This is a genomic window from Flavitalea flava (assembly GCF_054461575.1).
In genome coordinates this window covers 458617-484068 of record NZ_JBTLQH010000001.1, presented here as the reverse complement: position 1 = coordinate 484068, position 25452 = coordinate 458617, and the positions used below count along the sequence as shown (strand labels likewise).

The window sequence follows — 25452 nt, the reverse complement described above, 5'->3', positions numbered from 1 at the left end:
TCAACCCGGGACGGGGTACACCTCGGCCACCCATTCCCGGCCAGCGCCTTTTTTACGCACATGGCCGATCCCAGGCCAGGGAAGATGATAAGCGAAAACCTTTGTTTTGTTTTCCGAAAGGACGGAAAGGACCTGAGCCCTGGTGGAGGCGGCAAGGGTCATATCGGTATCCCCGGCATATCCCCATTCGGGATGAGGGAATTGCAAAACGTCGGAATGCAGCAAATCGGCTATGTGAACCAGTTCATCCCCTCCGGAATAAACATGGACCAATGTGTGCCCGGGAGTATGCCCCGCAGCCTTTTGGAGACGTATGCAACCGAAAAGTTCGGCCTGATCTTCGAAAAAATGCAAGTTTGGTTTTAAGGCCAGTAGGGTCTTATGGGTCGATGAGAGTACCAGCTTCAATAAATCGGTATGATTCAGCTGGCTTTTGGAAAAATCAGGGTTCTCAGAAAGCCAGAATTGATGTTCGATGGCGGATATATAGACCTGCGCCTGGGGAAAGACCGGGCTACCATCGCGGTGGAAAAGTCCCCCGATATGATCGGGATGTGCGTGTGTGATGATTATGTCGGTAACCTGCTCCGGTTGAATTCCTGCCGCTGTCAATGATCCGGGAAGCCAGCCGCAGGAACTTCCAAAATCCATACCGAAACCGGTACCGCAACCTGTGTCTACCAGGATCGTTCGTTTGTCCTTTCGTATGACCAGAATGTTTACCGCCAGGTTTATTTCCCTGGTGGACCGGAAACTTTCTGCCAGCAGGCTGTCGACCGATGCGGATGGGATACCGGGTGCGAAGTCCGGCTGTACCGGACTCTCCCGGATCGATCCGTCCGTAACGACCGTCATTTCCAAATCCCCTAATGTAAAATGATGAAACGGGCGTTCAAATGCAGCCGGTCCGTCATTTTTATACTCCAGGTCCCTGAGTGGCGCATTTGCCAAAAGCTTCTTATAAGGAAGAGAAGCTCCAAGACCCAATAAAAAAATATCTATCAACAATGCCCGTCTTTCCATGTTTGTCAAATTTGCCACAAAGGTATCGTCCTTGCCTTCCCCAAACAAGTATGTACTAATTAGGTACCTGGTTACCAAAATGATACTAATGCTGGCTATCAAACAATTGATAAATGGAAGCTTGTAAAAAAAAAAATCAGGAGCCCAATTAATTCGTCGTTTACCCCTATATTTATAATCGTCAAATAAACGATTAATAGCCAGACATGAAAATAAGACTCCATCCTTTCTCCAACCCTAGTGCTTTATTTTGCCTTGCATCGATCCTTAGCTGCCAGCTTTTTTTGTTTTCCTGCAACAACCCCGATCAGGGAGCAAGAGATAAAAGCGGACAGGATTCCCTGGCAAAAGCCGCAAATGCCGGAGACTCTCTGACCCCCGACCAGCAACGTCTCCCGCAAAACGGCTTAAAGGGCCTGGTAGCGGCCTCCGATCTTAATGTACAGGAAATGGCTTCCGAACCGATGTTGAAAAATCCAACGAATATAGATGTCGATGAACGTGGCAGAATATGGGTGACAGAGGCTTATAACTACAGGCCTGCCATCAATGGCAATCCTTCCAATCCTAAAGGGGACCGCATTATGATCCTGGAAGACAGGAACGGAGATGGGATAGCCGATACCGCAAAAGTTTTTTACCAGGGTCCGGAAGTCAATGCCCCGCTTGGCATATGCGTATTGGGCAAAAAGGTGATCATTTCACAAAGTCCTTATATATGGGCCTTTTATGATGACAATGGAGATGATGTAGCGGATAGAAAAGAGATCCTCTTCCAGGGAATAGGCGGGGAACAGCATGATCATGGTATACACTCGTTAAGTTTTGGACCGGATGGAAAATTGTATTTCAATTTTGGCAACGAAGGAAAAACGTTAAAAGATAAACACGGCAAACCGGTACTTGACCAGGATGGCGATGAGATCGGTCCTAAAAAATACAAACAGGGCATGGTATTCCGCTGCAACCCGGATGGATCGCAGGTGGAATGTCTGGGACATAATTTTCGCAATCCCTATGAACTGGCTGTCGACAGTTATGGCATCATTTGGCAAAGTGACAATGACGATGATGGCAATCGCGGGGTACGGATCAATTATGTGATGGATTATGGCAATTACGGGTATACCGACGAAATGACCGGGGCAGGATGGCAGGCTAACCGCACCAATATAGAAGATTCGATCCCCTATCGTCACTGGCATTTAAATGACCCCGGCGTCGTACCAAATCTATTGCAGACAGGAGCCGGATCTCCAACCGGAATGGTAGTCTATGAAGGTAGTCTGTTGCCTGCGGAATACCGCAATCAGGTCATTCATTGTGATGCTCTGGTAAACGTAGTACGGGCATACCCGGTAAAAAATGCGGGGGCCGGGTACATCGCGGATACGATTAATATCCTGAAAGGAGAAAAAGATCAGTGGTTCCGTCCCGCTGACGTATGTGTTGCACCTGACGGTTCCCTGATCGTGGCGGATTGGTATGATCCGGGTGTCGGCGGTCATCAGGCCGGAGATCAGACACGCGGCAGGATCTACCGGGTTGCTCCCAGGGGAGCGGCATATACCTTTGAGAAAGAAGATTACACGAACGCTGCAGGGGCCGTAAAAGCCCTGCAAAATCCAAACCTGGCCGTGCGGTATCATGCCTGGACCAGTCTGCAAGCCATGGGAACGGCCGCCATTCCCGAGCTGGAAAAATTATGGCATTCGGGCGAAAACCCCCGGATGCGGGCAAGAGCCCTTTGGGTTTTGGTAAAAACACAAAAACCAACGGCCCGAAAATACCTCGCGCAGGCCGCCGCAGATAAGGATCCAAACCTGCGTATGACGGCCATCAGAGCAGCCAGGGAAATTAAAGAAAGTTCTCCACGTGCAGTTACGGACGTCCTCTCTCTATTGGTAAATGATCCGGAGGGGCAGGTAAGAAGGGAATGCGCGCTTGCCTTACATCACCTGGAACAGCCTGAAGCAGCCGGATTATGGGCAACCCTGGCCAGCCAATACGATGGGAAAGACCGCTGGTACCTGGAGGCTCTCGGGATAGGCGCCGACAAACAATGGGCTCCTTTTTTTGCCGCTTATGCCCAAAAAGTAAAAGACCCGCTCGCCTCCGATGCAGGGCGCGATATCGTTTGGCGTTCACGTACTGACGTTACCCTCCCTTTTCTGGCGCATATGGCCGCCGATAAAAACACCCCATTAGTTAAAAGACTTAAATATTTCCGGGCGTTTGATTTTAATCCCGGCCCGGAAAAAGCAAGGCTATTGATAAAAATGATCGAGGATAATCATGACGGGGATAGTGCGCTTAACAAAGAAGTATTGCAACATTTGGATGTCAGGGCGGTCAATAGTTCTTCCATAGCCAAAAAAGCGTTGTTGGACCTGGTACATGCCGAAGCCGGCTCTGCTGAATATCTCGAACTGGTCAGAAGATATGCCCTCTTATCACAAAATCCTGCGCTTTTGGAAATGGCTATTGGTTCCGGTAATGCCTCTCTTTCCCGGGATGCAGCCAGATTATTATTATACCAGGGAGGGGGTCCGCTTGTGCGAAAAGTCATTGATGAAAAAGATACGGCCCGCGTCAAAAAAATTATCTATAGTTTAGGAGAAGTAGGCACCAGGGAATCCGTCGATATGCTGCAGGGTATCATCCTATCCGCCAAATACAATATTTCAGTCAGAAAAGAAGCTGCCTCCAGGATCGGGAAAAGCGATAATGGCGAAGAAAGGGTGCTTGCACTTTTAAAAAATAAAACCGTTCCCCGGGAAGCCATTCCTGACCTGGTAGCCAGTGTTCAGGAATCCTGGAGAAAAGCAGTGCGTGAGGAAGCATTATCCTATCTGCCCAAACAACAGACCGGAAAAGAAAGGAAAGCCCCTGTATTGTCCGAATTGCTGGCCTTAAAAGCGGATGCAGTCTCCGGGAAACAGGTGTTTATCAGATCCTGTGCCACCTGCCATAAAGCCGGAGATCAAGGATTCGATTTCGGGCCTGCACTGACGGAGATCGGTGCAAAATATCCTAAAGATGGATTGTTAAAAGCCATTTTGCAGCCTTCCTCAGGTATCAGTTTCGGATTCGAAGGATGGATGCTGAACATGAAAGATAAATCCACCCTTTCGGGTATTATTGCCAGCAAAACAGAAACGGATATTTACCTGAAATTCCCGGGAGGCAGCAAACAACATATCAAAACCAGCGATGTCCAATCCATGAAGGAAATGAAAACATCCATGATGCCCGAAGGGTTGAATGAAACTATGTCCGATCAGGATCTGGCCAACCTTTTGGAATACTTATCGGGTTTAAAACGGAAATAAACAGGGTGGGCCTGCCACCCTCCGTCCATTCCCAATCAGGGAAAAACAATCCGGAATAAAGAATTTTCCATCTTGTGGACTGTTTATAAAATATTGATAATCAATTAATTGCAATTAGGGTTCTGAATTTGTATCCTACTAATCGTTCGATCCGAATACCCTTTTGAAATTAATACGATTACCCATGAAAGCCCTTTATTACGCCCTGATCATTTTTTCCTTTACCGGATCTTCTTTGTCTCTGTCCGCAGCAAACCGTTATTGGATCGCTTCAGGCTCTTCTTCCTGGAATACTTCCGCCAACTGGTCAGCTACGTCGGGAGGGGCCGGAGGAGCAGGCGTTCCCGCAATAGGCGATAATGTATATTTCGATAATCTGGGTCCGGGCAATTGCAGCATTCCTGTTACTATCACCATTTCCAGTCTGACGCTAAACAGCAGTTATACAGGGACAATAACCCAGAGCAGTAACCCGGTCACTATTTCAGGAGCCGTTATACTGGCAGGTGGAACCCTGGTAGGAAGCTCAGGAACGATCACTGTCAATGGCTCGCTAACCTTTTCAGGAACGACCTTTACTTTTCCGGCTACCCTGAATATGGCAGGTAGCAGTTGGACCTATACTACAGGATCCCTGGACCTGACCACCAATAATACAACCGTTGTTTTCAATGGCAACACAACGATCAACGGAAGCCATTCACTGAACAATATCAGTTTTTCAAATACTAGCCCCTGGCCCCTGACCTATACGCTTGCAGCTGGCACTACGCTTACGGCAACCGGGAATATGAATATGACAGGGACGGCAGCCCTTAATTTTTCCGGAGGAACCATCAACCTCCTGGGAAACCTGAGCCTGACCAATACCGCAAGCGGCGGCGGATCCACCATCCTCAACTTCGGCGGATCGACGAATCAGCAGATCACCAGCAGCCTGCCCACCGGACAAAGCAGTCTCCCGTCTGTCACGATCAACAAAACTACAGGGTCCCTGATCCTTCCTGCCCTTCTTACGATGGGAGGTAATAACTGGACCTATACGACTGGAACGATCGACGCGACAACCAATAATTCCACCGTTGTATTTACGACAAATACGACGATAACAGGAAGCCATACCTTGAATCATATCTTCTTTTCCAATACCACCCCCTGGCCGGTCACCTATACCCTGGCATCAGGCACTACGCTTACCGCATTTGGAAATATGACGATGAGCGGCTCTGCAGCCCTTAACTTATCCGGCGGCACGATTAATCTGCTGGGAAACCTGAACCTGACCAATACCGCTACCGGAAGTGGAGGTTCTACCATCATAGCTTTTACCGGAAGCACTAACCAAAGTATCACCAGTTCACTGGCCATCAATCAAAGTGCTCTGCCTTCCATTACTATCAGCAAACCATCGGGAACGCTCATCTTTCCCTCTTTGCTGACCATGGGCGGCACGAACTGGATTTATACTACAGGGGCTCTTGACGTCATCACGAATAATTCCAATGTCGTATTCGGCGCAAATACTACCATTACAGGCAGCCATTCCCTGAATACGGTTACCTTTTCCAATACCACCCCATGGGGGATGACTTATACCCTGGCAACAGGAACAGTTCTTACCGCCAGTGGCAATATGAATATCAGCGGAGGATCTTCCCAGACTTTTTCCGGTGGCACGATCAATCTGCTGGGAAATCTGAACCTGACCAATACCGCTACCGGAAGCGGAGGTTCTTCGGTTATCGCCTTTACCGGAACCACCAACCAAAGTATCACCAGTTCACTGGCCATCAACCAGAGTGCATTACCTTCCATTAATATCAATAAGGCATCCGGGACACTCACCTTTCCCCCCCTGCTGACCATGGCGGGTACCAACTGGACTTATACCACCGGAGCCCTGGATATAACCACGAATAATTCCAACGTCGTATTTGGCGGGAATACCACCATAACGGGGAGCCATACCTTAAATACGGTGACTTTTTCGAATACCACTCCCTGGGGAATGACTTATACACTGGCAACAGGAACAATTCTTACCGCCAGTGGCGATATGAATATCAGCGGAGGGGCTACCCAGACTTTTTCCGGTGGCACGATCAATCTGCTGGGAAATCTGAACCTGACCAATACCGCTACCGGAAGCGGAGGTTCTTCGGTTATAGCCTTTACCGGAACTACCAACCAAAGTATCACCAGTTCACTGGCCATCAATCAGAGTGCATTACCTTCCATTAATATCAATAAGGCATCCGGGACACTCACCTTCCCACCCCTGCTGACCATGGCGGGTACCAACTGGACTTATACCACCGGGGCCCTTGACGTAACCACGAATAATTCCAACGTTGTATTTGGCGGGAATACCACCATAACGGGAAGCCATACCTTAAATACGGTGACTTTTTCGAATACCACTCCCTGGGGAATGACCTATACGGTGGCTGCAGGAACTACCCTGACTGCCGGAGGAGATATGAATATCAGCGGGGGGGCTAACCAGACTTTTTCCGGTGGCAACATAAATCTGCTGAAGAATCTTAATCTGACCAATACCGCTACCGGCAGCGGAGGAACTACGGTAATAGGCTTTACCGGCACCACCAATCAAAACATCAACAGTTCCCTGGCCGTCAACCAGAGTACCCTGCCCTCTGTAGCTATCAATAAAACATCCGGCACACTCAGCTTTCCTGCCTTGCTGACAATCGGGGGAAATTCCTGGACTTATACGGCGGGCACAGTAGATGCGGCCAGCGCTGCATCCAACATTACGTTTGTGAATAACAATACGATCAAGAGTGCTGGCATGGCCTTTTATAACTTTACAGTCGCTAACGGCACAAGTACACTTGGCAACGATTTAACGGTGAACAATAATCTGACGATCAGCTCTCCGGGTGTACTATCGGGAGGAGCAAATACGATCAATCTTTCAGGAAACTGGAACAACTGGGGATCGAATGGTTTTACCGAAGCTACCAGTACCCTTAATCTTATAGGTTCCACCGTTCAAACCATTTCATCCCCTGGCGGAGAGAATTTTTCCGGTCTTACCATCAACAACAACGGATTCAGCATGCGGTTAGGCAATAATGTAACCGTAGCCAAAACCCTGACCATGACCCAGGGTAATATCGACCTGAACAGCAATACGCTCACCCTTGGAATCAATACCGCCAACCCGGGCACATTATCCCGTACAACAGGTACCATTGTGGGCAGCGGATCATTTACCCGCTGGTTCAAGACCGGCACAATTGCGACTGGATCCACCGCGGGGCTTTTTCCCGTAGGTACAACAACGGATTACCGGCCCTTTACGGTAACAGCCCCCACCACAGGTCCCACCACCGGTGGTACGATAACGCTTTCCTACACGGACGGGGTTACCAATACCAATGTTTCCTTTCCGGACGGTGGTTCTACAGTAGCCGTCAGGAAAAACCTGAATTGGGCCTTGTCCACGGGTAATGGCCTGGCTGGAGGTTCATATAATCTGGGGATCTCCGGAACAGGTTATGGACAGATCGGCGCTGTTGCAGATCTACGCCTGACCCTCGTTGGCAGTGTAACAGGAACGGCCGGAACCAACGCTGGAACGACCAGCAATCCGCAGGTCAACCGGACCGGCCTTACCGTAGCCAATTTATCAAATATCTTTTACCTGGGCTCGGTCAATCCCGGCATGACCACTTTACCTGCAACGCTTATCTCCTTTACCGCAATGGCCGTCAATTCCGGCGTAAATCTGCAATGGATTTCCGCAGGGGAAACGACCGGGGATTATTTTACGATTCAACGCGCCGGAGACAATGGAGTTTGGGAAGATTTGCAAAGGATCGATGCGACAGGTGCGACAGCCGCAACAAACGCGGCAGACGTCTCTGACAAGGCACCTGCCGGTATGAATTATTCTGCCTTTGATCCGTCTCCCCTGTCCGGAAAGTCTTATTATCGGTTAAAGACTACCGACCGCAACGGAGTTATTAGTTATTCAGTAATCAATACTATTAATTTTTCAGGAAAAATAGCCGGTATAACAGTGTATCCCAATCCATCCGTAAATTATCTGATCATACAATTCTCAACGGGTCTGGGCCAAGCCGGAATAGCCAGATATGAATTGTCACTGATCAACGAAGCCGGTCAAAGGATTGTTGCCTTTACCTCCGTAAATGAATCCAGCCGCCAACTGGATGTATCGAATTATAAGGCCGGAATTTACTTCCTTCAGATCAGCGGTGCGGGGCAAATGGAAACCCGTAAAATTATGATTAGGCGGTAAGTATATAAGGGATGCCCGCTTAATCATCGACGTCCTTTATTTTAAACATTTTCTTGATGCCCAATTTTTCCATCCGGGATTCAAGGGTTGTTGGCTTAAGATTTAAGATTTCGGCTGCCCCGCCTGCGCCGCGGATACGGCCATTGGTTTGTTTGAGGATGGAAAAGATATATTCCCGTTCCGTGGTTTGTTGCATTTCCCTGACATCGTTTAGCGTTCTCGGAGAATTCTCCATTGGCGAAGCCGCCGGAATCGATGATGCACTATTTGTCAACTGGCGCCCCCATTGGAGCTGGCTCTTTCCGTCATTTAATACGAAGGCCTGCTCGACAATATTCTCCATCTCCCGGATATTACCCGGCCAGTTATAGCGCATCAATTCTTCCATCGCAGTTGGTTTAATGCCATAGAAGGGCTTACCGGTCTTTTTGGAAAACTTGTGGGCAAAAAAACTGACCAGCAAAGGAATATCCTCCCTCCGATCCCGTAAGGGAGGCAAATTGATGGGAAATACATTCAGCCGGTAATACAGGTCAAGCCGGAATTTTTTATCGGCAATTTCTTTCTCTACGTCCCGGTTAGTAGCAGCAATGATCCGAACATCGATTTTAATGGTATTTTTTCCACCAATCCGTTCAATTTCTTTTTCCTGAAGCACCCGTAAAAGCTTTGCCTGGAGATCCATAGGCATTTCCCCGATTTCGTCTAAAAATATGGTCCCTCCCTGGGCAAGTTCGAATTTTCCGATACGCCTCTCTATAGCACCGGTAAATGCTCCTTTTTCATGACCGAACAATTCACTTTCGATTAAATTAGCCGGTAAGGTGGCACAATTAACCTTAACCAATAATTTACCTTTTCGGTGAGATATATTATGGATGGCTCTTGCCACCAGTTCTTTCCCCGTCCCGCTCTCTCCTAATAAAAACACGGATGTATCCAGGGAAGCCACCTGCGTTACCTGGTCAAAAACATGTAACAAACAATGACTCGTCCCGATGATCTCCTCAAAATTGGAGTTGGTCTTTACTTCCTCCTGCAAATAATTCTTTTCTCTTTTTAACTGCTCGCTCAGCCGTTTGATCTCATCAAAGGCGAGCAAACGGTCTATCGTTAACTCCAACGCCGGCTGCAAACGTTTGAACAATTCCAGGTGGGCGGGAGTATAGGCATCCGGGCGGCGGCTATAAAAGGAAAAAAGAAAAGCCCCTTCCCGGGCCATATTCAGGGACATCACAAAATTGCTTTGCAGTTGAAATTTCCTGGCAAGTATCCGTTTAACAGGAAATCTTTTGCAGGAGTTCTCAAAGTCAGCATCGTTGTAAATTACCGGGCCTTCTAAAATAGCTTTTTCCCTCAATTCATCATATTGCCCTTCTGAAGCACCGGAAATAGAAAAAAACTCCGGCATCCGGATGGTTTGGTATTCGTCAAACCCGGTCCGGAAAAATGTGCATGACCGGGGTATTTCTTCAACTTTCTTTAACCCCAGATAAATGAAATCGAAGGGAATAGATTGCTGGAGGGTGGCTGCGACTTTCTGCAACCGCTGTTCCCAGGAGATATTGTCTGCAATAATATTGGTCAGGGCAAGTTGGAGAGATTGTTCTTTCCGCATTTTGAATTCAAGGCTATGGGCATGCCTGTAGTTGGCAATATCCAACGTAACCAGCACATCCTTTTCCCTAAAGGGTTTTATCAGGAAACCATAAGGATTGGTCGCTTTGGCCGCCTCCATTACAGTCTGGTTGCTATTGGCTGAAAGATAAACAAAGGCAATATTTTTTTCGGTCAGGTAATGGGCAAGATCAATACCGGTTTTGCTGCCTTTAAGATAAATATCCAACAATACCAGGGAAGGATCGTACTTGTCCACAAGGGTCATTGCTTCTGCAAAGGAGTCGGCTATGCCACAAACCTCAAATCCTGCTTTCCGAAGGATCAGGCTGAGATCATTGGCTACCACAAACTCGTCTTCTACAATAAGTATTTTTTTATCCATAGCAATACGATTCAGTATGATGTAAGTGTGACACCAGTTTCAATCATGACCGGGAAGAGCTTTATCCCGATGGTCAATCCTTCCTTATTTATAATTTCAAACTCGGCATCCAGTTGTTTGCTCAGGCCCTTCATCAGACTCATACCTAAGGACTGGGTTTGTTTCCAATCAAAATCCGGGGGCAAGCCTACACCGTTATCACGGATGGTCAACGTTATAAACCCGGACAAGACCTTCTCCATATAAATGCCGACTTCACCATTTCTGCCATCCGGAAAAGCATATTTAACCGAGTTGGTGATGGCTTCATTAACGATCAGACCCAACGGAACGGCTTGAGCTACTTCTAACTCGATTGCCTCTATATTCATTTTAAATTTAATACGCCGGTCTGCATCCAAATTATCCGCAAGATAATCCACTACCTCTTTAATATAAAATTCCATATCGATTACCGATAGTTTTTCGGACTGGTATAACTTCTGATGGATCAGCGAGATGGCATGGACCCGGTGCTGGCTCTCCCTGATAGCCGCCAATGCTGATTCATCCTTTAAATAAGCCGATTGGGAATTAAGCAGGCTCATGACGATCTGTAAATTATTCTTCACCCGGTGATGGATCTCCCTGATCAGCCATTCCTTTTCCTCTAAGAGTTTGTCCTTATCCAACAGCAATCTTTTTTCGTCCTGCACCAATTTTTCAAGAGCCTGATTCTGCTCATTTATCTTTTCCTGCTTCTGCCGTAATTGTACATTGGCACGCCGTTTCAACTGATATCGGTTATAACCCACCAATAGGAGAAGCAATAACAAACCCGCACCTGCTATAATAGTATCCTGTACAAATTTTTGTTGTTTCAAGGCTGCTTCCTGCAGCTTACTTTGGTTAGTCAGCAAAAGAACCTCCTTTTCCCGCTGATAAGTGTCATATTGAACTTCGAGTTCGGAAACCTGTTTGCTTTTAGATTCGTTGAACATGGAATCCGTTATGGCCTTATATACCTGGTAATGCCCTATGGCCGCCAAATAATTCTTCCGTATGGAATCGATCCTGAACAATTGTAATTGCACATCCTTTATGGCCGGCCATGAATTGGTCTGTTCAGAAAATTTCAAGGTCTTGTTTAAAAGATCATCTGCCTGATCCAGTTTATTTTGCGCCAGGTATAACATAGCCAGATCAAAATATATCGGAATTTTATCATGCGGCATGTCATTTCTTTGTTCTGTCAGGTCAAAGGCCTGCAGATAATATTTTTCAGCCAAAACATATTGTTTGGTGTGAAAGTAGCAACCCGCAATCTCCCTAAGCATTTCTTCCCTGAGCACATAATCATTTATTGCGGCACCCGGATATTTTTTTAAGATCGCCAGGGATGCATCAAGGGCTTCTTTATATTTTCCGATTCCCATCATACCTTCATCGCAGATCGTTAAACTTACATTTATACACAGGGGAGTATCTTTTTGCATCTCAAACTGGTGAAGGGATTGCCTCAGGTAAAAAGTTCCTTTTTCAACTTCATGAAGGTTATAACTTATCCGGCCGATGCGGTAATAATATATCCCTAAATCCAGGCTGTCTTTTATTTCCCCTGCAAATTTCAGGCTCTGGAACGCATAGTCCAACGCCTCCTTGAATTTGCCAGTAACAGCATGCGAATGGGCAAGCATGTCTGTAGTCCGATGCCTGCTTCTGTCATTTAACCGAAGCTGCTGTGCATACACATCTGCCAATTCCCCGATGGCCCTGTTCACCTGTCCGCTCTGAATATGAATGAAGGCTAAAGCCTGGGCTACGGCGACCGCCCTGAATCTATCGTTTACCGATTGATAATAGGCTAAGGCTACAGCGAAGGAAGTACTATCCCTAACCTCTATTTCAACCCGGTGGGTCCGGTATCGCCAGGCATTACTTAAAAAATAAATGGCATTGGATAGTTCCCCGGCAGAAGCAGACCTGTAATAGCTCATTGCCTGCTTGTATACTCCTCTGCCCGCATCTACATTTCCCTGAACAAACAAAAGCCTGCCATTAAGCAGCTGGGCCTGGTGAATTCCTTTTGTATAACCCAGCCGGGAACTTATCTGGCCAATCTCCTTAAGGAGGTTACGGAAATAGGCCAGATCCCTGGTATCTTTTCCATTAAGAAAGATGATAAGCGCAGAGTCTGCTATTTCCAACAACCTGTTCACCTTAACCGAATCCGGTCTGGCTTCGGCATCGGTAAGAACAGGTTCCCACCGCCCTTTGTCAGGATTCTTATAGGACTGACCATAGAATGGCGTACTTCCCCCCAATACCATAAGCAAAAGGACAAAAAAACGGCTGATATAATTAGTAATGGTCATTAACAGTCAGTAAAATCCCCTTGTTTTCAACGTCAAAAAAGACTCCAAAATAAAAACCCGCGTTTAGCGGCGATTCCTCTCAAAACTACGTGGAATTCGGAGGAAATTCCGGAGAAACCCGAAAAAGCCGGAGGGAAGCTGATTTTTAAAAAGCAAAATCTGATGGGATATTAGGTTCTACCCGGTCAACTGTATAGGCAGCAAGGGCTTCTATCCTTCCCCTGGACAAACATCGACCATACAGAATGATGGTACAGCAGTTGTTACCTTAATCATAATCTCATATTGTCCTATTATTAAAAATTAAGGAGAAATTATGTCTCAGGTATTAAATGAGGTAAAGGCTATTTATGAAGCCATTGAACAGGGGAATATCGGAAAGATCATAAGCGCATTAGATGAAAATTTTGTAATACGTTTGGCACGCTCATTGGGTGGAGCCTATAAAGGAAGGGAAGGGATATTAGAGCTGGTTTCCAAGATGTGCAATACCAGCGGGAGAATCAAAAAAGTGATTACCAGTTATATCGATTTCCAAAATGACATTGTTGTCCTGGGTAACACTCAAATTTTTGAGAGTAATGCTCTTTTTGTTACGTTCCCTTTTGCAGATGTCTGGAAATCAGAAAATGGGAAGATTACGGAAGCGGATTTCTTTTTCATGGATCCGGAGATTCTTTCGGATTTTATCGGGGAAGGCGATAATTAATTTTGCTGTTACCTGAGTATCCACGTTCAGATTTCTTCTCTTTGACAGGTATTCAACCTAAACACTAAACGAACAACTATGTCAAATGAAAAAAATCAAGGAAAAAATGTTTCCAGACGAGATTTTGTGAGGGGAGCCACCCTGGCGGCAGGAGGCTTTTTCATCGTCCCCAGGCATGTGCTGGGACGTGGATTTCTCGCACCCAGCGATAAGTTGAATATTGCGGGTATCGGGGTTGGGGGTAAGGGAGAAGGTGATCTGCGGGAATTCTCCAACAGCCCAAAAGTGAATATAGTAGCCCTTTGCGACGTGGATGACCGCCAATCGGAAAAATCAAGAAAACGGTTCCCGAAAGCCAAATATTACAAGGATTTCCGGGAAATGCTGGACAAAGAGAAAAACAACATAGACGCCTGTTCCATATCTACCCCTGATCATGTTCATGGAATTGCTACTCTGTCAGCCATGCAATTGGGCAAACACGTATATACCCAGAAACCGCTGGCCCAGAACATATATGAAGCCCGTCTCCTGGCCAAGGCTGCCAGCCGGTATAAGGTCGTAACCCAAATGGGCAACCAGGGCGGCTCGGGCGATGGCGTCCGGAAAGCCAGGGAAATTTATGACGCCGGCATGATCGGTGAAGTCCTTTCCGTCCAGGTATGGACGAACCGCCCGGTATGGCCGCAAGGGCTGGCTACACCAACCGGCAAATTCGATGCTCCGAAAGAACTGGACTGGAATCTCTGGCTCGGTCCGGCTCAATATATCGATTACCATCCTTCTTATCTTCCTTTTAGTTGGAGGGGCTGGAATGCCTTCGGTACCGGCGCCCTGGGCGACATGGCCTGTCATATGATGGACCCCGTTTTCCGTCTGCTTCCTATCGATTTCCCCAATTCCGTGGAATGCAGCGTACCTACTTCCTGGACCGACGAAGGCAAGGAAGCGAAATACCCCGATGGATTCCCGGCTGCTTCGATTATTCATCTGAATTATCCGCGTAAGGATGGTAAAGGGGATATTAAAGTCAGCTGGCTGGACGGAGGACTGTTACCCAGGCTGCCGGATGAATTATTGCCCGGAGAAGCTTTTGGAAATAGCGATGGCGGCGCCCTGTTCGAAGGAACAAAGGGAAAATTGCTGGTTGATTGTTATGGCGAAAACCCCAGGTTACTACCAACCAAACTGATGACGGAACTGGAAATGCCCAAGGCGGCATTACCCCGCGTACCGGAAGGCCATTATCTTCAATGGGTAAATGCCTGTATAGCCGGTGTGGGAAATGCTACCACCAGTTCTCCATTTGAATATGCCGGACCTTTCGCTGAAAGTATCCTGATCGGGAACCTGGCCATTCGTAGTTGGAACCTGGAAACGAAAGGCGCCAAGAACAGGCATGACCGTTTTCTGGGCAGAAAAAAACTGCTATGGGATGCCAAGGAAATGCGGATCACCAATTTCGAGGAAGCCAATCAGTTTGTAAAAAGAGAATACCGCAGCGGCTGGAATGTAGCGTTGTAAGATTTTACATAAATACTTCCCATAAATAAAGAAGGGGGGAAGCAGGAACCGGTTCCTGCTTCCCCCCTTTCGTTTACTAATAGGGAAATTAAGCACTGCGGTTTCATTAAGCACTGCGGTTTCTCATCAGTAGTTTGGATTCTGCTTCAGGTTACTATTCAGATTGATTTCATTGAAAGGTATCGGCCATATCCAACTGCGGGAATCGGGTCCTATCGAACATACATTTGAGGAGGATTGACCTGCCGTTCCACATTCGTCACGGGCCAATGTCCGGGAAGTTCGTTTGACATCGAACCAACGATGCCCTTCCCCGATCAGTTCCAGCCGACGCTCCGTAAATACGGCAGTAAAGACATCGCTGCCTGTCTCGGTTCCCAGGGCAGCCCCCCGGGCAGAACGAAGCGCATTCAGATCATCCAGGCCCGTACCGGGCGACAGCCGGTATTTGCATTCGGCACGGATCAGGTACATTTCGCTGGCCCGATACACTTTAAAGTTTTTCGTGCCGATATATTTATACAGCAAGGTGCGGCTTACACTGCTCAGACCGGGAATATCGCGCCGGATGACATTGGTATCGTTACGGATACCCCCTGCCGGCGAATAGATCAGGTCGCGGAAAGTATTGGCTACCCGGTAGGCGGCGCGGATGCCGTTATTGGAGACGCCCGGCCGCATGGTCTGGTCATTGGGTACCTGCCAGACAATTTCGGCTGTCGTATTATCGAGCCAGATCTTCGGATAATCGGCGACACCGGCCAGGGGTATTTTGTCGATGACCACCGATGCATCGGCCTGCGCCTGATCGTACTGGCCGCAATACAAACCGATCCGGGCCAGCATGGCATGGATACAAAGGGAATCGATATAGAACCGGTTGCCATTGGCGGGGTCTCCATATTGCCGGTAAATAGCCAGGGCCCTGTTGAGATCGTTATAAATACTGTCATAATCATTTTTGACGGAGATCCGGGATGGTTTGGCGGCCAGGGGATTGTCCGGGCTGAAGACGCTCACATATGGAACTCCCAGGCTATCGGAATTACGTTGATAGGACTGGGCATAATAACGCATCAGATCGAAATGGCAATGCGCCCGAAGGGCCCTTGACTGTGCTTCCAGCTGAAAGGCCCGGGCGAGCGTGCTTCCCGCCTCATATCCCTGGCAATTCCGGATCACATTATTTGCGGCATTGATAACGACATAGGCTTGTGAAAAGGCCCCGCTGATGATCCCATCATCGGAGGCATAACTCCATTCGGATGCATTTTTCCAGTCGCCGATGGATTCATAGGCTTCGATGAAATCATCGCCCATTATGTCCGGAAGACTGCTCCAGGCCATCGCCGAACGACCGCTGCCGGCATAATACCTGTCGCTTTTCAAATTGCCGTAAGCACCGGCCATTGCGGCCGTCAAATTATCGAAATCATCGATACCCGTTTGGAATGTCTGTGGTTTGGTATCCAGGTTCTTCAGACAGGAGCCCAATAACAGCGAACACAGGATCGCTCCCATCGAAATCTTTAGTATAAGACGTTTTTGCATATTCAGGAATTGTGGAGGATTAGAAACTGATAGAGGCGCCGAAGGTATAAGAACGCAGCGGCGGGTATTGCGCTCCGGTTAAATCGGCATTGGAATTACTGGTGCTGCTGTTAAGACTGGAAATTTCCGGGTCAAATGCCCGGACGTTAAAAAGGGTAACCAGGTTCTGTCCCTGAGCGAATATCCGAAGCGAATTGAGCTTCAGCTTTCTGCAATAACTTTGGGGCAGATTGTAGGAAAGCATGACATTGCGCAACCGCCAGAAATTATCATTTTCCAGATAACGGGTCGTGTTTTGTTTGAAAGGATCGTCCATACTGGGAAAATTGGTGATCTGACCCGGTTTGGTCCATGCATTCAGGGCATTGGCTGAAAAACCGGCGGTATAATAACCAGGGATCTCCACCTGCGTCAGGGCATAGTTATAGATCGAGTTGCCATAAGAATATACCCAGGAGAAGCTAAGATTGAAGTTTTTGTACCGGAAACTATTGTTAAGGCCTCCATTAAAGGGAGCATCGGCCGTACTGAGGGTCACCCGGTCATTAGGATCATAGGTATTGGTCGTGGTCTTTCCATCCTTTTTCAGATAAATGGCCTTTCCGGTCTGGGGGTCCACTCCCTGAAAACGATCCAGGTAGAAACTATTGAACGGTTTACCCACCTGCAATATCTGGTATTTGTTGTATAGCTGAAACTGCTGACCTTGCGGCAGGGACAACAGGGTATTCCGGTTAAGACTGTAATTGGCATTGATATTCCAATCGAAATCCGAAGTGCGGACAACAGCCAGCTCCAGACTGGCCTCGAAACCGCGGTTGCGCATACTCCCGGCATTGCCCAGTGCCACTCCCGGTCCTCCACTGGTAGCCGGTGTGGTCAGGTTGAAAAAAAGATTATTCGTTATGGAGTTATAATATTCCAGGTTGGCGACAATCCGGTTCCTGAATAATCCCAGCTCAAAACCCGTATTGAGGGTACTCCGGGTCTCCCATTTCAGATTAGTATTGCCAAATGCCGATATACCCAGCGATGATCCGCCGCCAAAAGTGCCGGATGAGTATTGTTGCAGATAGGGGAAATCCCCGATTCCATCCTGGTTACCAACAGTGCCATAACTGGCTTTGACCTTGAGCAGACTGATGGCGCTCACGTTCTTCAGGAAATTTTCTTCCGACAGGATATAGGCTCCGCTGATCCCTCCATAGTTCACCCATCGGTTATCCTTGCTCAAACGGGAGGATCCATCCCTTCGTGCCGAACCGCCCAGGATCAATTTATTCTTATACACATAATCGACAATTCCGAAAAAGGAGACAATTCCATTATCCGGGGTATAATTGATATTATTGATCACCGGTATATAACCGTTGGTCGTAGTTCCGGCCACCAATCCTGCTGCATTGGGAAATGGATTGAGCAGACCAAAGGCCTGATAGCCAAAACTGGAGGCTTGCGTACGGACTGTTTCATGATATACGGCGGCGCTTAAATCATGCTCACCTTCTTTACCAAACTGATGTTTATAAGAAAATGAATTGGTAAGCGTATAACGGAATTTTTTGTTAAACCCCTGGCTTAAATTGCCTTCTCCGTATTTTGGAGAGGTGGCTTGTCCATCATGCTGGGCCCCCTGGGTACCATTATTTACAATGGTAAAATATTCGTTTTGACTGTAATCGCCTCCTATGTTCGTACGCCAGGTAAGTCCTTCGATCATCGGGAATCTATATTCCACAAATCCGTTCCCATAGGCTTTGGCATAGTCAGTATGCCCCATATTTTTATTGACCTCCTCAATGGGATTGGTCCAGCTTCCTACGCCTTGTACGCTCAGGGTATACTGACCGGTCGAGGTATAGGGGACTTCATAAGGGAGTGCCCACAATAAATTATTCAAGGCCGTGATATTTTCATTTCCCTCCTTCACCTGGATGGACTTGCTCCAGCCGCCCGCTATATTGGTACCGAATTTAAAATGGTTGGCGGTATGTTCAATATTAAAACGGCCGGTGTACCGTTTCAGACCAGTATTCCTTAAAATACCATCCTGATCCAGGTAAGAAAGGGAACTGAAGTAACGGGTCTTATTATTGCCACCGCTGGCCGACAACTGATGTTCCTGCATGGTCGCCGATCTGAACATGGCGTCCTGCCAGTCAAAATTTATTTTCCGCAGACTATCGGCCTGGCCCGTTGTCCAGCCATAAGGATTACCGGCGATATTCATTTCAAAATCGACATGTTGCGGGCCGTTCATCAGTTTTAATTTGCTGGGGGGCAGTTTGGAAAACCCGGTCTGGCCTGTATAGGAGACCACCATTTGTCCTTCCCGCCCCTTCCGGGTAGTGATCACGATTACCCCATTCGCGCCGCGCGAGCCATATAAACTGGCAGAGGCCCCGTCTTTCAGAATTGTGATATTCTCAAAATCCGCGGGGTTCAGAGCGGTAAAATCTTTGGTTTCCAACTGAACCCCATCTACGATATAGAGGGGATCGGTCGATCCATTGATAGAACCCTTGCCCCGGATCACTACATCGGCCGATCTTCCCGGCTGGCCGCTGCCGGTTTTGATATTCAGCCCCGGGGCCTGCCCCTGCAACATCTGGTCAAAGGAAGCCACCGGCTGTACCGCTACCGTTTGAAAGTTTACCGTAGATGTCGAGCCGGCGCTTAATCTTCGTGATTTGTTCTGATAACCTGTCACTACGACATCATTCAGATCGGCGGAAGCCACATTCATGACTACCGTTACCGACCGGAGCCTGCCCACGGGTATTTCTTTCCTGCCATAGCCGATGATACTGAAAATCAGCACAGATCGCTCGTCTTTGACACCAACGGTAAAATTACCTTCCGCATCGGTTGAGGTTCCTCTCCGAAAACCCTTTACGGTCACAGAAACTCCCGCCAGCGATTTGCCGAGGCTATCGGTAACCTTTCCCCGGATCTCAATCAATGATAGAGAGGGTACTGTATCACGGGGATGAACATTCTCCGGAATAGAGTTGTCCAACGGTTTGACAACAATTGTCCTGTCAATCACAGCATAACTGAAGGGCTGCCCCAGGAAACAGGCACGCAAGGCTTCCTCCAGGGTTCCTTTTTTAATTTCCATAGAAACTGGTTTGGCATCGGCCAGGACCCGTGCGGTGTAGGCAAACGTATATCCTGTTTGTTGTTTGATAGCGTCGAAAATCTTTCCGATCGGTGCATTTTTTTCGGAAATACTGATCTGCTGCCCAAATGTGCTGGCAGATACCTGAAGTGAAGCTGCGAAAAAAATAAGAGCAGCAAGAGCCTTTTGCATAAGTTCTGGGTATTATTTAATGGATGTGTTAGCTGAAAGAAAAAATAAAATGGATCAGCGCATAACGATTATCTTCCCAACTTCAACCTTAAAATGGACGCCACCCGTTGTTTCCAATATTTTAAATACCTCGGTAACATTGGCATTCCTGTTCGTCTCTATATAAAATTTTTCTGTTATTTCATCTTTGTATTCCACCTGAACGCCATACCATCTCGATAATTCACGCATCACCGTACGGATATCCGCTCCTTCAAAATCAAACAAGCCGTTCTTCCAGGCCATGACCTGAGGGAGATTTGCATTTCTCACCATTTTTATCTTCAGTCCCTGATCCACCTTTGCCATCTGTCCCGGTTTCAGAAGGATATTCCCGGCTCCTGCCGTTATCTTTACCGATCCTTCCAACAGGGTTACTTTCATATCACTTTCCTCTTCATAGGCATTCACATTAAAATGTGTACCCAATACTTTGATCTCTTTGTCTCCGTTGCTTACGATAAATGGAGCAGAAGGGTTTTGCGCCACTTCGAAATATCCTTCCCCGGTAATGGATATCTTTCTTTCAGAACCGGAAAAAGCCACGGGATAGGTCATAGAGGAGCCTGCATTCAGCCACACTTTACTGCCGTCCGAAAGCGTTATGGACGCTATGCGGCTTCCCCTGGGAACAGTAAGCGTATTATACTGAAGCTCAACCGTTGTCTCCCTGCCCTGATAAATGATTCTGCCTTCTTCTGTTTTCAGAATGCCCGTTCCCCCCTGCATGGCCAAGGTGCCGTTTGCCACGCTATCCAGGATGATCTTCCGGCCATTGGCTAAGGTCAGTACGGCATTGACGGAAGAAGGCGGGGTCACATCCTTTTTTGCAAAGGAAGGCTGCAGCTGACCGGTCCCGGACAAACCGTGACGATGCTGAAAAATATAACCTGCCGCACCAACCACCCCTATGATCATTACTGCAGCAGCAATTCTGTACCACTTTCGGGACCATATCGGAACAAGAAGGGCGGGAACTGGTTCTGCTTTATTTTCTTTCGATTCTTCCTTTTTTCCTTTTTGTAATATAGTGGCCAATAGTTTCTTGGCTTTATCAGAAGGGAGAGATTGCCTTGTCTCAAAGTTTTGCCAGGAATTCCTCATCAGCGAAAACAATTCCTCGTTGTCAGGTGAACGCTGAATCCATTCTGTTAATACTTCTTTTTCTTCCTGCGTGATCGTGCCCTGGAAAAAACGATTAAAAAGTTCAGTAATATCCTGTTCCGGCATAATGATCTATTATCATAAGACGCACGGGAAAGAACAAACTCCCAGTCCGGACAGAAATTTTTTTTAAGGAAATCAATGTTAGGCCATCAGGAGAGCGAAGGCAATGGCCAACAAAAAACAAAGAGTAGTCGTTCGGTAGTCCCGGCTGAGTTCCTGCCGTATTGTTCGAAGCGCTATGGTCAGGTGGTTTTTAACCGTGGAAGCGGATATTTTTAAAATGCCAGCTATTTCCTCATGTTTCAAACCCTGTTCCCGGCAGAGGGAATATACCTGGCGCTGTTGATTGGGTAACCTGCGGATGATTTCCTGGAGTTCTTTGTTCAATTCTTTTTGATTCAGGATTTCATCGACCGCAAGCCCGAAGGTAGCTGGTTCTTTTCTTAATTCTGCCAGGATCAGGGTTTCCTGAGCCATACGACGCATACCTGAAATAGCCCGGTTCTGGCACATCTTATAGAAATAACCTTCAAAATTTTGAAAATCAACGAATTCCTTTCGATTGACCCAAAGTTTTACAAATACATCCTGCAGAATATCTTCGGCCATTTCGGGAGAGTTGGTGATCCTGAGAATATAATAATAAAGCTTATCCCGCCATAGGTGAAAAAGTTCCCCGAAAGCAGCTTCATCACCGGAAGCGATGCGCGAAAAAAGATCTTTTGGGCTATGTGATGAATCCGGAGACAAGAGAATGTCAATTGTTTTGGAGCCTAAAACTATGAAAATTTTATATCAGAATAATAATCGGGTGGAGAACCATAACAGAATAATAATCCTGACGGATGAGCAAAATGTCGATTTTAATGTTGACATACACAATTAGAATGTTAGTAGGTTATCCAGGTATTCATTCCTGAATTTTCCTTTTGGGTCATAGTGTTGTAACATTTGTTTAAAATCCGGCAGTTTATCATACAACGATTGTATCCGTTGATGCGGGGTGGTGAATAGCTTCCCCCAGTGCGGTTTTGCGTTAAAAGGGGCCAGCCGCACCTCGATAAGGGGTAAAAGTTGTGCTACGGCTGGCCAGTCCTGTTTCCACGTAAAATGAATAGCCGTACTATCCTGACGGTAGCATGGGCTCATCCAAAGATCGTCTCCGGCTATACAGCGGATCTCGGAAATCAATAAATGGGGAGCTATTTTTTCCTGCAAACCGGAAATGGCTTTTATCGCTTCGACCGATCTGTCCCGGGGTACAAAATATTCAGTCTGCAATTCTTTGCCGCTGCTGGGGGTGAAGCCCATACGAAAATGCGGCAACCGGTCATACCAGGGACCTGGCACTCCCATTTGGCCCGTACAATTCTCCGGTGACAGATCCCCGATGGGGTGAAGATCTCTCCTGGCAGCCCTGGCACCAAAAAAATCGCCTGTAAAAAATTGTTCACCCCTGCTCTTTATCCATACCTCGTTGAAAAAAGGACTTCGCCAATCGGTAAAAAGACTCACGCTGTAACCGGCTGACATGACCTGTTCGAAGTTTTGTTCCAATACCTGTAGTGGCAACTCTTCATAGACGAATTGCCTTACCGTGTAAGTTGGTTCTATCGCTAAGGTAATCTTTGTAATTATACCCAAGCCCCCGAGATGTACCACAGCGCCGGCAAATTCTACGCTATCTTTATCTATAGACAGAACGGCTAGTTCTCCATCAGCGGTTATCATTTCCATGGCACGGACAGCGGTAGAAAGATTGCCATTTTTCCAGCCGGAACCATGGGTTGCGGTCGCACAACCTCCGACAATAGAAATATGGGGTAAGGAAGCCAGGTTATGCAGAGCGTAACCCTGGCTTTCCAGGTAAACGGCCAGCTCCCCGTAACGAACGCCGGCCTCAACCGTAACCGTAAGTTTATCTTTATTTATTCCATCTATTTTATTAAATGCAATAAGGGACAGGAGATGATCTTTCGAATCTGCAATATGGTTAAAACAATGCCGGGTTCCCAGGATCTTGAGCCTGTCGTATCTTTTTACCAGGTCTATGAGTTCTTCCGGAGAAGCAACCTCCTTTACCGGTGAAGTACTATACCTATAATTACCTGCCCAGTTTGTTTTTGTTTGCATACCTCAAGATAATGAAGTAAATCGCCTTATTTGGCAACAAAAAAATCAAGCAATGCCTTCTGCACCTGATCCGTTCCCTCCTGTACAATCCAGTGTCCAACTCCTTTAATGGTTATATCCGTTACATTTACAGCTACATGCCGGGTATGATCTCCCAAAAAAGATGCAGATTGAAATTCCGCGCCAAGCGTAAGAAATGGCATCTTTAATTTTTGTTTGCTTAATTCGAGATTATCCTTTGCATCCTGCGGAAAATTTCCAAACCAATGAAAGGCTCCTTTCGTTGCCCCCGGCTGTGCATAAGCACGGATGAATTCATCGGTCTCTTCCTTCGTGAAGGCATCGTTCTTATGTCCAACCACTGTCCAGAAATCAGTCAGGAATAATCTTTCCCTTCCGGCCACGAGGTCACCCGATGTCGGCCTTGCAAAAAAACCAAACCACCAGGCCGAAGTATATACCTTGGTCCAGACAGGTTCGATGCCAGGTAAAAGGGCATCCAGCAGGGCCACCTTTTTCACTTCGGCCGGGAATTGCGCTGCATAGGCATAGGCGACCATCAACCCGATATCATGACCAGCCAGGTTAATCGTTGGGTAACCCAGCTTCTTTACCAGTTCATGTATATCCACCGCCATGTTCTTTTTATCATAACCACCTTCAGGTTTGGAAGATTCCCCTACTCCTCTCAGGTCAGGAGCAATTACGGTGAAATGTTTGGATAGCTCCGGTAACAACCGGTTCCACATAAACCAATTCTGTCCAAAACCATGAATCAGAACCAGGGGCTCACCTTCGCCACCTATCACGTAATGGATATTAACGCCATTGACATTCGCTACCTGGTGTTTAAAATTGGCGGGAGGATTAGCAGGTTTTAAAGACGAATCCGCAACTTTGGTAATGCCGGAAGGTGCAACTGCAGCTTCCGCCGCATTGGGTTCGGCAGGCTTGCTTGCATTATTGCAGGCCATTTGCATAACCGGGAGAAAAAAGGATAGACATAAAATGAGCAACCCGGATCCACGGGTATTGAATTTTTTTGATTTACGGGTAATAGCAGACATATACTGTTTTTTGAAATTAAAATTTTATTTAGCTGCGACTTTTCCAGCGGCCTTCGCAGCATTTTCAATTACCTCCGCGACTTCTTTGGCCCTGGTCATAAATAAAACATGACATCCTTTTAATTCGGTCACTACGGACCCTGCCCTTTTATACATACTACGTTCGATGTCAGGATTGATACTTTTATCTTCTGTTGCGACAATTGCATAGGAAGGTTTTAATTTCCAGGCCGCTACCGTTAGAGGAGTTACAAAGGCTTTTCCGGTAACAGGTCCCTGAGACGCATACATAAAATCTGATTTTTCTTTGCTTAGATCCGCTGCGAATCCTGCATGGAATTTTGCCTTGTCATAATAAATAAAACCTTTTTCATCCGGAGGAAGGATCCCATTTTCGGGAGCAGGCGGAGCAGTCTTGGCCAGATCAAGGGTACTCTCCCCTATTTCCGGGACAAAGGCAGCTACATAGACCAGGGCTGCCACCTTCGGAGATCCCCCTGCCTGTGTGATTACCGATCCGCCCCAGGAATGCCCGACCAAAATAACAGGGCCATCCTGTTTGTCCAAGGCTCTGTTGGTCGCCGCCACATCATCTTCAAGGGAGGTCAACGGGTTTTGCACCAGGGTAACATTATATCCTTTGGCTGCAAGAATTTTATATACACCTTCCCAGCCGGATCCGTCTGCAAAAGCCCCATGAACGATCACGATATTCTTTGCGCCGGCTAAAGGTTGGCCGATCAACGGGTTCCGGGATAAAACCAGGAAAAATAAGGTAAAGAGGGCCGTCACCAACAGCTTGAACGATTTTTTGTTAAGGAGTTTCATTTCTTATATTTTTATTTTATGGAATGAATTGTCTTTTTGAAACCAACCTCATGCCATAAATCTAAACTGCTGTCAATCAGCAAATTGAACGACCCAAGAAATGATAAACTCCGAAACTT

Annotated in this window: 14 protein-coding genes; 4 read left to right on the top strand and 10 right to left on the bottom strand. The window is 47.1% G+C overall.

The genetic code is table 11. From position 1 onward, the window contains the following. Entirely contained in the window at window positions 1-1023 is a 1023-nt protein-coding gene (locus ACX0G9_RS01735) for an MBL fold metallo-hydrolase (RefSeq protein WP_459063115.1), read from the bottom strand. A gap of 206 nt (window positions 1024-1229) precedes the next feature. Here ACX0G9_RS01735 and ACX0G9_RS01730 point away from each other — a divergent pair, with 206 nt between their 5' ends. Then, the gene (locus ACX0G9_RS01730) at window positions 1230-4355 is read left to right on the top strand and encodes a PVC-type heme-binding CxxCH protein (protein ID WP_459063114.1); all 3126 of its coding nucleotides are present in this window, start codon (window positions 1230-1232) and stop codon (window positions 4353-4355) included. A gap of 184 nt (window positions 4356-4539) precedes the next feature. Beyond that, complete coding sequence (locus ACX0G9_RS01725; protein WP_459063113.1) at window positions 4540-8646, top strand: beta strand repeat-containing protein; 4107 nt, start codon at window positions 4540-4542, stop codon at window positions 8644-8646. A gap of 19 nt (window positions 8647-8665) precedes the next feature. Here the strand turns inward: ACX0G9_RS01725 and ACX0G9_RS01720 are convergent, their stop codons facing one another. Together ACX0G9_RS01720 and ACX0G9_RS01715 are read right to left on the bottom strand one after the other, a co-directional pair. Continuing rightward, window positions 8666-10648, bottom strand: a complete 1983-nt coding sequence (locus ACX0G9_RS01720; RefSeq protein ID WP_459063112.1) for a sigma 54-interacting transcriptional regulator — start codon at window positions 10646-10648, stop codon at window positions 8666-8668. A gap of 11 nt (window positions 10649-10659) precedes the next feature. Next, on the bottom strand, window positions 10660-13002 hold the full coding sequence (locus ACX0G9_RS01715) for a tetratricopeptide repeat-containing sensor histidine kinase (RefSeq protein ID WP_459063111.1): 2343 nt from the start codon (window positions 13000-13002) through the stop codon (window positions 10660-10662). Window positions 13003-13318: 316 nt separating this feature from the next. Here ACX0G9_RS01715 and ACX0G9_RS01710 point away from each other — a divergent pair, with 316 nt between their 5' ends. After that, entirely contained in the window at window positions 13319-13711 is a 393-nt protein-coding gene (locus ACX0G9_RS01710; RefSeq protein ID WP_459063110.1) for a nuclear transport factor 2 family protein, read from the top strand. A gap of 78 nt (window positions 13712-13789) precedes the next feature. Next, complete coding sequence (locus ACX0G9_RS01705) at window positions 13790-15235, top strand: Gfo/Idh/MocA family protein (protein ID WP_459063109.1); 1446 nt, start codon at window positions 13790-13792, stop codon at window positions 15233-15235. A 126-nt stretch (window positions 15236-15361) separates the two neighbouring features. Here the strand turns inward: ACX0G9_RS01705 and ACX0G9_RS01700 are convergent, their stop codons facing one another. The 7 genes from ACX0G9_RS01700 to ACX0G9_RS01670 form a co-directional block, all read right to left on the bottom strand. Beyond that, the gene (locus ACX0G9_RS01700; protein ID WP_459063108.1) at window positions 15362-16786 is read right to left on the bottom strand and encodes a RagB/SusD family nutrient uptake outer membrane protein; all 1425 of its coding nucleotides are present in this window, start codon (window positions 16784-16786) and stop codon (window positions 15362-15364) included. A gap of 19 nt (window positions 16787-16805) precedes the next feature. Beyond that, window positions 16806-20099, bottom strand: coding sequence for a SusC/RagA family TonB-linked outer membrane protein (locus ACX0G9_RS01695; protein ID WP_459063107.1), 3294 nt, complete (start codon window positions 20097-20099; stop codon window positions 16806-16808). A 54-nt stretch (window positions 20100-20153) separates the two neighbouring features. Continuing rightward, on the bottom strand, window positions 20154-21368 hold the full coding sequence (locus ACX0G9_RS01690; protein WP_459063106.1) for a FecR family protein: 1215 nt from the start codon (window positions 21366-21368) through the stop codon (window positions 20154-20156). Window positions 21369-21446: 78 nt separating this feature from the next. Continuing rightward, window positions 21447-22055, bottom strand: a complete 609-nt coding sequence (locus ACX0G9_RS01685) for an RNA polymerase sigma factor (protein ID WP_459063105.1) — start codon at window positions 22053-22055, stop codon at window positions 21447-21449. Window positions 22056-22187: 132 nt separating this feature from the next. Further along, window positions 22188-23438: a D-arabinono-1,4-lactone oxidase gene (locus ACX0G9_RS01680; RefSeq protein WP_459063104.1), complete on the bottom strand. Its 1251-nt coding sequence runs from the start codon at window positions 23436-23438 to the stop codon at window positions 22188-22190. Window positions 23439-23464: 26 nt separating this feature from the next. Continuing rightward, on the bottom strand, window positions 23465-24505 hold the full coding sequence (locus tag ACX0G9_RS01675; RefSeq protein WP_459063103.1) for an alpha/beta fold hydrolase: 1041 nt from the start codon (window positions 24503-24505) through the stop codon (window positions 23465-23467). A gap of 24 nt (window positions 24506-24529) precedes the next feature. After that, complete coding sequence (locus tag ACX0G9_RS01670) at window positions 24530-25333, bottom strand: alpha/beta hydrolase (RefSeq protein ID WP_459063102.1); 804 nt, start codon at window positions 25331-25333, stop codon at window positions 24530-24532. Window positions 25334-25452 lie beyond the last annotated feature (119 nt).